Source organism: Enteractinococcus helveticum, from assembly GCF_001657475.1.
Lineage (GTDB): Bacteria > Actinomycetota > Actinomycetes > Actinomycetales > Micrococcaceae > Yaniella > Yaniella helvetica.
In genome coordinates, this window is the sequence record NZ_LXEY01000049.1 from 1 (window position 1) to 462 (window position 462).

The following is a 462-nucleotide window of genomic DNA, read 5'->3' on the forward strand; positions in this document are numbered from 1 at the left end:
GAACTAGGGCTCGGAGTCAGCCATCGAAGCCGCATCCGAAGGGCGCGACATGCCGTCTCCCCGCTACTTCATCAACCACTTCATGCCGTTCACGGGCTACCCGTACAAGGGCGCGCCCTCGGCCTGCAACCTGTGCGGATCGACCGAGAGCGTCGTCGTCGCCGAGAGCGACCGGCGCCTCAAGGTGCTGCGCTCCATCGCCTGCGAGCAATGCGGGCTGATCCGCACCGATCCGATGCCGACGGTGCCCGAGCTCGCCGACTACTACGCCACCGCCTACCGGGCGGACTACCAGCTCGCCTTCGCCGGTGGCCCGCCGCCCCACCACCTCAAGCGCTCGGCGAGGGAGGCGGAGTTCCGCGCGAGCCTGCTGGCGCCGAAGCTGACGGCGGGCGCCCGCCTCCTCGATTTCGGCTCCGGCTCCGGCGAGTTCCTGGCCGCGGCGCGGGCGCGGGGCTGCGA

1 protein-coding gene is annotated in these 462 nt (G+C 71.2%); it reads left to right on the top strand.

Going from position 1 to position 462, the window contains the following annotated elements:
• Nucleotides 1-49 precede the first annotated feature (49 nt).
• Nucleotides 50-462: methyltransferase type 11 (locus A6F49_RS14450; protein ID WP_043056585.1), on the top strand; the 413-nt coding region annotated here is incomplete at its 3' end.